This is a genomic window from Pseudomonas sp. (assembly GCF_050739995.1).
Taxonomy (GTDB): Bacteria; Pseudomonadota; Gammaproteobacteria; order Pseudomonadales; family Pseudomonadaceae; genus Aquipseudomonas.
The window spans coordinates 1-6172 of sequence record NZ_JBOICG010000578.1; the positions used below are offsets into that span (position 1 = coordinate 1).

The following is a 6172-nucleotide window of genomic DNA, read 5'->3' on the forward strand; positions in this document are numbered from 1 at the left end:
GAATCACCGCATTCGCGAGCAAGCCCGCTCCCACAATTTGACTGAGGCGACTTCCAGAAAATAATAAGAAACCGGAGAACAACCATGTCCTTAAGCGTGTTCGACCTGTTCAAGATTGGCATCGGCCCCTCCAGTTCCCACACCGTCGGCCCGATGCGCGCCGCTGCTCGATTCGTCGAGGGCCTCAAGCGTGACAACCTGTTGAACGCCACTACCTGCGTCAAGGTGGAGCTTTATGGTTCGCTGGGCGCCACCGGTAAAGGCCACGGCAGCGACAAGGCCGTGTTGCTGGGCCTGGAAGGCGAACACCCGGACACCGTGAATACCGAAACCGTGGCCACCCGCCTGGCGCAGATACGCAAGGATGGCCGCCTGAATTTGCTCGGCGAACACAGCATTGCGTTCAACGAGAAAGAACACCTGGCGATGATTCGCAAACCCCTCGCCTACCACCCCAACGGCATGATTTTTCGTGCCTTCGACGCCGCCAACATTCAGATCCGCAGCCGCGAGTACTACTCAGTCGGTGGTGGTTTTGTGGTGGATGAGGACGCGGCCGGCGCAGACCGGATCGTCGAGGACGCCACACCCCTCACCTTCCCGTTCAAGAACGCCAAGGACTTGCTTGGCCACTGCGCCACCTACGGGCTGTCCATCAGCCAGGTGATGCTGACCAATGAAAGTGCCTGGCGCCCCGAAGCGGAAACCCGCGCCGGCCTGCTGAAAATCTGGCAGGTGATGCAGGACTGCGTGGATGCCGGTTGTCGCAACGAAGGGATCTTGCCTGGAGGTTTGAAGGTCAAGCGCCGTGCGGCTGCATTGCACCGCCAACTGTGCAAAAACCCGGAATCGGCACTGCGTGATCCGCTGTCGGTGCTCGACTGGGTCAATCTGTATGCACTGGCCGTCAACGAAGAAAACGCCAACGGCGGACGCGTAGTCACGGCGCCCACCAATGGTGCGGCCGGGATTGTGCCGGCGGTGCTGCATTACTACATGCGCTTTATCCCCGGTGCGAATGAGGACGGCGTGGTGCGTTTTCTGCTCACGGCCGCCGCCATCGGCATTTTGTACAAGGAAAACGCATCGATCTCTGGGGCCGAAGTCGGCTGCCAGGGCGAAGTCGGCGTGGCCTGTTCCATGGCGGCAGGTGCGCTCTGTGAAGTGTTGGGCGGTAGCGTGTCCCAAGTGGAAAACGCCGCCGAGATCGGCATGGAACACAACCTCGGCCTGACCTGCGACCCGATTGGCGGGCTGGTTCAAGTGCCCTGCATCGAGCGCAATGCGATGGGCTCGGTCAAGGCGATCAATGCGGTGCGCATGGCGTTGCGCGGCGATGGGCAGCATTTTGTGTCCCTCGACAAAGTCATCCGCACCATGCGCCAGACCGGCGCCGACATGAAAAGCAAATACAAGGAAACCGCCCGTGGCGGTTTGGCGGTCAACATTATCGAGTGCTGACGCCCAAAGGCGCGCCAGCACGTTTTTTCAGGAGCTGAATATGTCCACCGAAACCCTGTTGAAAACCCCTCTGCATGCACTGCACCTCGAACTCGGCGCACGCATGGTGCCTTTCGCCGGCTATGACATGCCGGTGCAATACCCGCTGGGCGTGATGAAGGAACACCTGCACACCCGTGATCAGGCCGGGTTGTTCGACGTGTCCCACATGGGCCAGATCCGTCTGACCGGCGCGAATGCCGCAAAAGCCCTGGAAACCCTGGTGCCGGTCGACATCATCGACTTGCCAGTGGGCATGCAGCGCTACGCGATGTTCACCAATGAACAGGGCAGCATCCTCGACGACCTGATGGTCGCCAACCTGGGCAATGACGAGCTGTTCCTGGTGGTCAACGCGGCCTGCAAAGACCAGGATTTGGCACACCTGCGCAAGCATATCGGCGACCAGTGCACGATCGAGCCGCTGTTCGAAGAACGCGCCCTGTTGGCCCTGCAAGGCCCAGCAGCAGTTAAAGTCTTGGCGCGCCTGGCACCGGAGGTCACCAAGATGACCTTCATGCAGTTCGCCTCCCTGCGCCTGCTGGGGGTGGACTGCTACGTCAGCCGCTCCGGCTACACCGGTGAAGACGGCTTCGAAATCTCGGTGCCTGCCGCCAACGCCGAAAGCCTGGCCCGCAGCCTGCTGGCCGAAACCGAAGTGCAAGCCATCGGCCTGGGCGCCCGCGACTCCCTGCGCCTGGAAGCCGGCCTGTGCCTGTACGGCCATGACATGAACACCGACACCACGCCAATCGAAGCCAGCCTGCTGTGGGCGATCTCCAAGGCTCGCCGTGCCGATGGCGCACGTGCCGGTGGTTTCCCGGGCGCAGACCGCATCTTCACTCAACAACAAGCCGGTGTGAGCCGTAAACGTGTCGGCCTGCTGCCCCAGGAACGTACGCCTGTACGTGAGGGCGCGGAAATCGTCGACGAACACGGCACGGTGATCGGCAGCGTATGCAGCGGCGGCTTCGGCCCAACCTTGGGTGGCCCGTTGGCCATGGGTTATCTAGACAGTGCATTCATCGCACTGGATACCCAAGTCTCTGCGTTGGTACGTGGGAAAAAAGTGCCACTTCGTGTAAGTAAAATGCCATTCGTACCGCAACGTTACTACCGTGGCTGATTGACTGTTTCTATAAGTAACGCGGTTGCGTTAACGTGCACTAAACTGTAACGCAACCGCCATAAAACAGTGCATTGACGATAGTCAATTCAATAGGGACAAACCTATAACAAGTGACCCCTTCTATCGAATAAGCCCGCCACACTAAGTGTCATGAAGCCAAGCAAAACCTGGGCTTTTGGCAGGGCTTGTTTTTTCTGTATTAGTTGGCGTAGAGTTTGGTCACTGTGTTTGCATGGGTCGCTTGGAACCTGGACCTGGGCAGTAGCCAAATAAGTTTGCTACAACCCGTTCGACGTCTCTTACTTTCCTGCAACCCAGCCCAGTACTCTTTCATGTGAAAGGGGCTGTCATTAATTTTTAGCGTCAAAGGAAAGAAGAAAATGTCTCAACGTCAGAGCGGTACCGTCAAGTGGTTTAACGACGAGAAAGGGTTTGGTTTTATCACTCCAGAAAGCGGTCCGGATCTGTTCGTGCATTTCCGCGCTATTCAAGGCAACGGTTTCAAGAGCCTGAAAGAAGGCCAGAAAGTGACATTCGTTGCTGTGCAGGGCCAGAAAGGCATGCAGGCTGACGAAGTACAAGCAGAAGGCTGATCCTTCCTGCGACAAAAAGCCCCTGATGGTGACATCAGGGGCTTTTTTATGTGCGTTTGCTCGTAAAATGGCTTTTTTCCCAGAGAGCCCTGCCATGTCCAAGCCCCTGCTGAGCCCCCAAGGCGAGTTCCCCGCCGTTGGCCTGGGCCGTCGCCTGGCGGCGATGTTCTATGACTTCCTGCTGTGCACCGCCCTGCTGATCGTCACGGCGTTTATCTACAAGCTGGTGTGGATCGCGTTTATCGGCGAAGCCAAGATGCGCACACTCACTGAGTCCGGCTCGCTGGACGGTGACCCACTGTTGTCAACGATTCTATTCTTCGTGCTGTTTGGCTTCTTCGCCAAGTTCTGGACCCATTCCGGGCAAACCCTGGGCATGCAGGTGTGGGGCGTGCGCGTACAGAACGCCGACGGCTCGCGCATCAGCCTGTGGCAGGCACTGCTGCGCTTTGTGGTGTCGATTGCGTCGTGGTTGTGTGTGGGGCTGGGGTTTATCTGGTCGTTGTTTGATAAGCGTAAACGCAGTTGGCACGACATCTATTCGGATACGCAGTTGGTGCGCATCCCAAAGCAGAAGAAATAATCTCAGGCAACACACATCAAATGTGGGAGGGGCTTGCCCCGATAGCGCTGGGTCAGCTACATCAATGTTGGCTGGCATACTGCAATCGGGGGCAAGCCCCCTCCCACATTTTGACCTGATCAGATTCGAGTCAGGCGTTACCAGCCAGTTTGAGACGCGCCGCCTGGGTGAAATCCAGCATGCGCTTGAGTGGTCGCACAGCCTGTGGGATCACCGAAGGCTCGACGAAGATCTCGTTGCTGCCCTCTCGCAGGCATTGCAGCGTGCGCTCCAGGGTATTCATCGCCATCCACGGGCAGTGCGCACAGCTGCGGCACGCTGCGCCGTTGCCAGCGGTAGGCGCCTCGACAAAGACTTTGTCCGGGCACAACTGCTGCATCTTGTAGAAGATGCCGCGGTCGGTGGCGACAATGAAAGTCTTGTTCGGCAAACGCTGGGCAGCGGCAATCAGTTGGCTGGTAGAACCCACAGCGTCCGCCAGTTCGATCACCGACGTCGGCGACTCCGGGTGCACCAAAATCGCAGCGTCCGGATACAGCGCCTTCATGTCCTCCAGTTGCTTGGACTTGAACTCTTCGTGAACGATGCAGGCACCGTCCCACAACAGCATGTCGGCACCGGTCTGGCGCTGGATGTAAGTGCCCAGGTGTTTGTCCGGGCCCCAGATAATGGTCTCGCCGTTGTCCATCAGGCTTTCGACGATTTCCAGCGCGCAACTGGATGTCACAACCCAGTCCGCCCGGGCCTTGACCGCCGCCGACGTGTTGGCATACACCACCACGGTGCGCTCGGGATGCTGATCGCAGAACGCTGAAAACTCATCCACCGGGCAGCCCAGATCCAGGGAGCACGTGGCTTCCAGAGTGGGCATGAGGATGCGTTTTTCAGGCGTGAGGATTTTGGCGGTCTCGCCCATGAAACGCACACCGGCGACCAGTACGGTCTTGGCCGGGTGGGCGGCGCCGAAGCGGGCCATTTCCAGGGAGTCGGAAACACAACCACCGGTTTCTTCGGCCAGGGCCTGAATCACCGGGTCGCAATAGAAGTGGGCAACCAGCACCGCGTCCTGAGCCTTGAGCTCGGCGGCGATGGCGGCACGCAGGGCCGCCTCTTCATCGGCGCTGAGAGCCTTGGGCTGCTTGGCGTCGAGGTGGGCTTGAACCAGTAGGCGTTCGGAAATTTGCGTCATGTTCGCAAGACCTGCAGGCGCAGTTGCGCGAAAGTCGAGTGTACCACCGGCTCTGGGGCCCTTCGGGCGCCGCCGGACGAAGTGATTGTGTTCATCAAGCACGGGTGAAGCTGCGCAAGGCTACAGAATATCGAATCGATTCAAAAGCCTAATCTGGCGTTCTAACGACGCACCTGCCGGGCAATAACGGCGGGGTCGTCCTGCAGCAGAATCGAGTCTTGCAGGCCGGCCAGGATTTCCTGGGATTTTTTGTTGGCCTGGGCCGCCTGTTCAAGCAGCGCCAGGTAGTCGCGCCTGGACGAACCTTCCTTGGGCACCACGCTGTCTTCCACCAACTGGGCCATCACATACTTCTGGGTATGGGTGTTCTGCACCGCTGATTGCGTGACGAAAGCACTGGCCAATTGACCCCCCTTGTAGGCAAAGCTCGCGGTGCTGCTCGCTTTGTCCTGCACCTGCACATACCGGTAGTTCTGCGATTCGCGGCTGCCGTCCAGGATCGGCGACTTACCGCCATCCAGGCTTTGATGGAAACTCGCCGACAGTGTCGATTGCTGATGCTGAGTGACGCTGCGATCCGCGGTGCTACGACCACTGACCTGAGTCTTCTGCGCCACGGTGTAGGAAAAGCTGTCGACTTCCGAGGGCCGCATCGGGTTGGACTTGTCGGCGGTCTGCTTGATGGCGGCTTTGAAATCCGCAAGCCCCGTCAACAAGCCTTTGTCGCTCGGATTGTGAGTCAAGGCATCCGACGCCTTCGCACCTTGGGGATAATGGCTGTTCATGGCACTGAACGCGTCTTTGAACATGGCCATCAGCTCAGCGTTGGCATTGCCGCGTTTCTCGGCCCGGTCGAACTGGGCGAGGTAGGTATTCTGCGCCTTGGCCTGCTGCTTGGCATCACCGAGGATCGCCGTGTTTTTCAGGTCCACGGCCAGGTCAATGTCCCCGGCCGGGCCACTCATGCGGGTGGTTCGGCTCTGGCTGTCGGCGTGAAAAGCCAGGCTCAGGTCGTCGCCGGCCACGCTTTTCACTTTGGCATTCAGGCCCACGGACGCCAGCACTTGGGGGTCGAACTGGGTGAGTTTGCTCAAGTCGAGCCTTGGCGGCACGGCGGTCAACCCGTCCACCGAAGCCTGGAACGCCGCGCCCAACTGGCCGATAGCCTTGAGCTCATC

At 59.1% G+C, this 6172-nt stretch carries 6 protein-coding genes; 4 read left to right on the forward strand and 2 right to left on the reverse strand.

Translation table 11 applies throughout. The features are described 5' to 3' along the window. The first annotated feature begins 84 nt into the window (after positions 1-84). The 4 genes from ACRESD_RS19270 to ACRESD_RS19285 all read left to right on the forward strand — a co-directional run bounded on the left by ACRESD_RS19270 (position 85) and on the right by ACRESD_RS19285 (position 3805). Entirely contained in the window at positions 85-1461 is a 1377-nt protein-coding gene (locus ACRESD_RS19270; protein ID WP_431752360.1) for an L-serine ammonia-lyase, read from the forward strand. A 40-nt stretch (positions 1462-1501) separates the two neighbouring features. Further along, positions 1502-2626 (forward strand): glycine cleavage system aminomethyltransferase GcvT, encoded by a 1125-nt coding sequence (gene gcvT, locus ACRESD_RS19275; RefSeq protein ID WP_431752361.1) that lies wholly within the window; start codon positions 1502-1504, stop codon positions 2624-2626. Between the two features lie 383 nt (positions 2627-3009). Next, positions 3010-3222, forward strand: coding sequence for a cold-shock protein (locus tag ACRESD_RS19280; protein ID WP_007934683.1), 213 nt, complete (start codon positions 3010-3012; stop codon positions 3220-3222). Between the two features lie 94 nt (positions 3223-3316). After that, a complete protein-coding gene (locus ACRESD_RS19285) occupies positions 3317-3805 on the forward strand; it encodes an RDD family protein (RefSeq protein WP_431752362.1) in 489 nt (162 codons plus the stop codon). Positions 3806-3935: 130 nt separating this feature from the next. Here ACRESD_RS19285 and nadA read toward each other — a convergent pair whose 3' ends face one another. Together nadA and ACRESD_RS19295 are read right to left on the reverse strand one after the other, a co-directional pair. Then, positions 3936-4994, reverse strand: coding sequence for a quinolinate synthase NadA (gene nadA, locus ACRESD_RS19290; RefSeq protein ID WP_431752363.1), 1059 nt, complete (start codon positions 4992-4994; stop codon positions 3936-3938). Positions 4995-5155: 161 nt separating this feature from the next. Next, the coding region (locus ACRESD_RS19295; protein WP_431752364.1) for a lactate dehydrogenase at positions 5156-6172 on the reverse strand (1017 nt) is incomplete at its 5' end.

Excerpts from the sequence above, each read along its gene's own strand:
- ACRESD_RS19280 (WP_007934683.1), top strand. The coding sequence starts at position 3,010 with ATGTCTCAACGTCAGAGCGGTACCGTCAAGTGGTTTAACGACGAGAAA.
- nadA (WP_431752363.1), bottom strand. The coding sequence starts at position 4,994 with ATGACGCAAATTTCCGAACGCCTACTGGTTCAAGCCCACCTCGACGCC.
- gcvT (WP_431752361.1), top strand. The coding sequence starts at position 1,502 with ATGTCCACCGAAACCCTGTTGAAAACCCCTCTGCATGCACTGCACCTC.
- ACRESD_RS19270 (WP_431752360.1), top strand. The coding sequence starts at position 85 with ATGTCCTTAAGCGTGTTCGACCTGTTCAAGATTGGCATCGGCCCCTCC.
- ACRESD_RS19285 (WP_431752362.1), top strand. The coding sequence starts at position 3,317 with ATGTCCAAGCCCCTGCTGAGCCCCCAAGGCGAGTTCCCCGCCGTTGGC.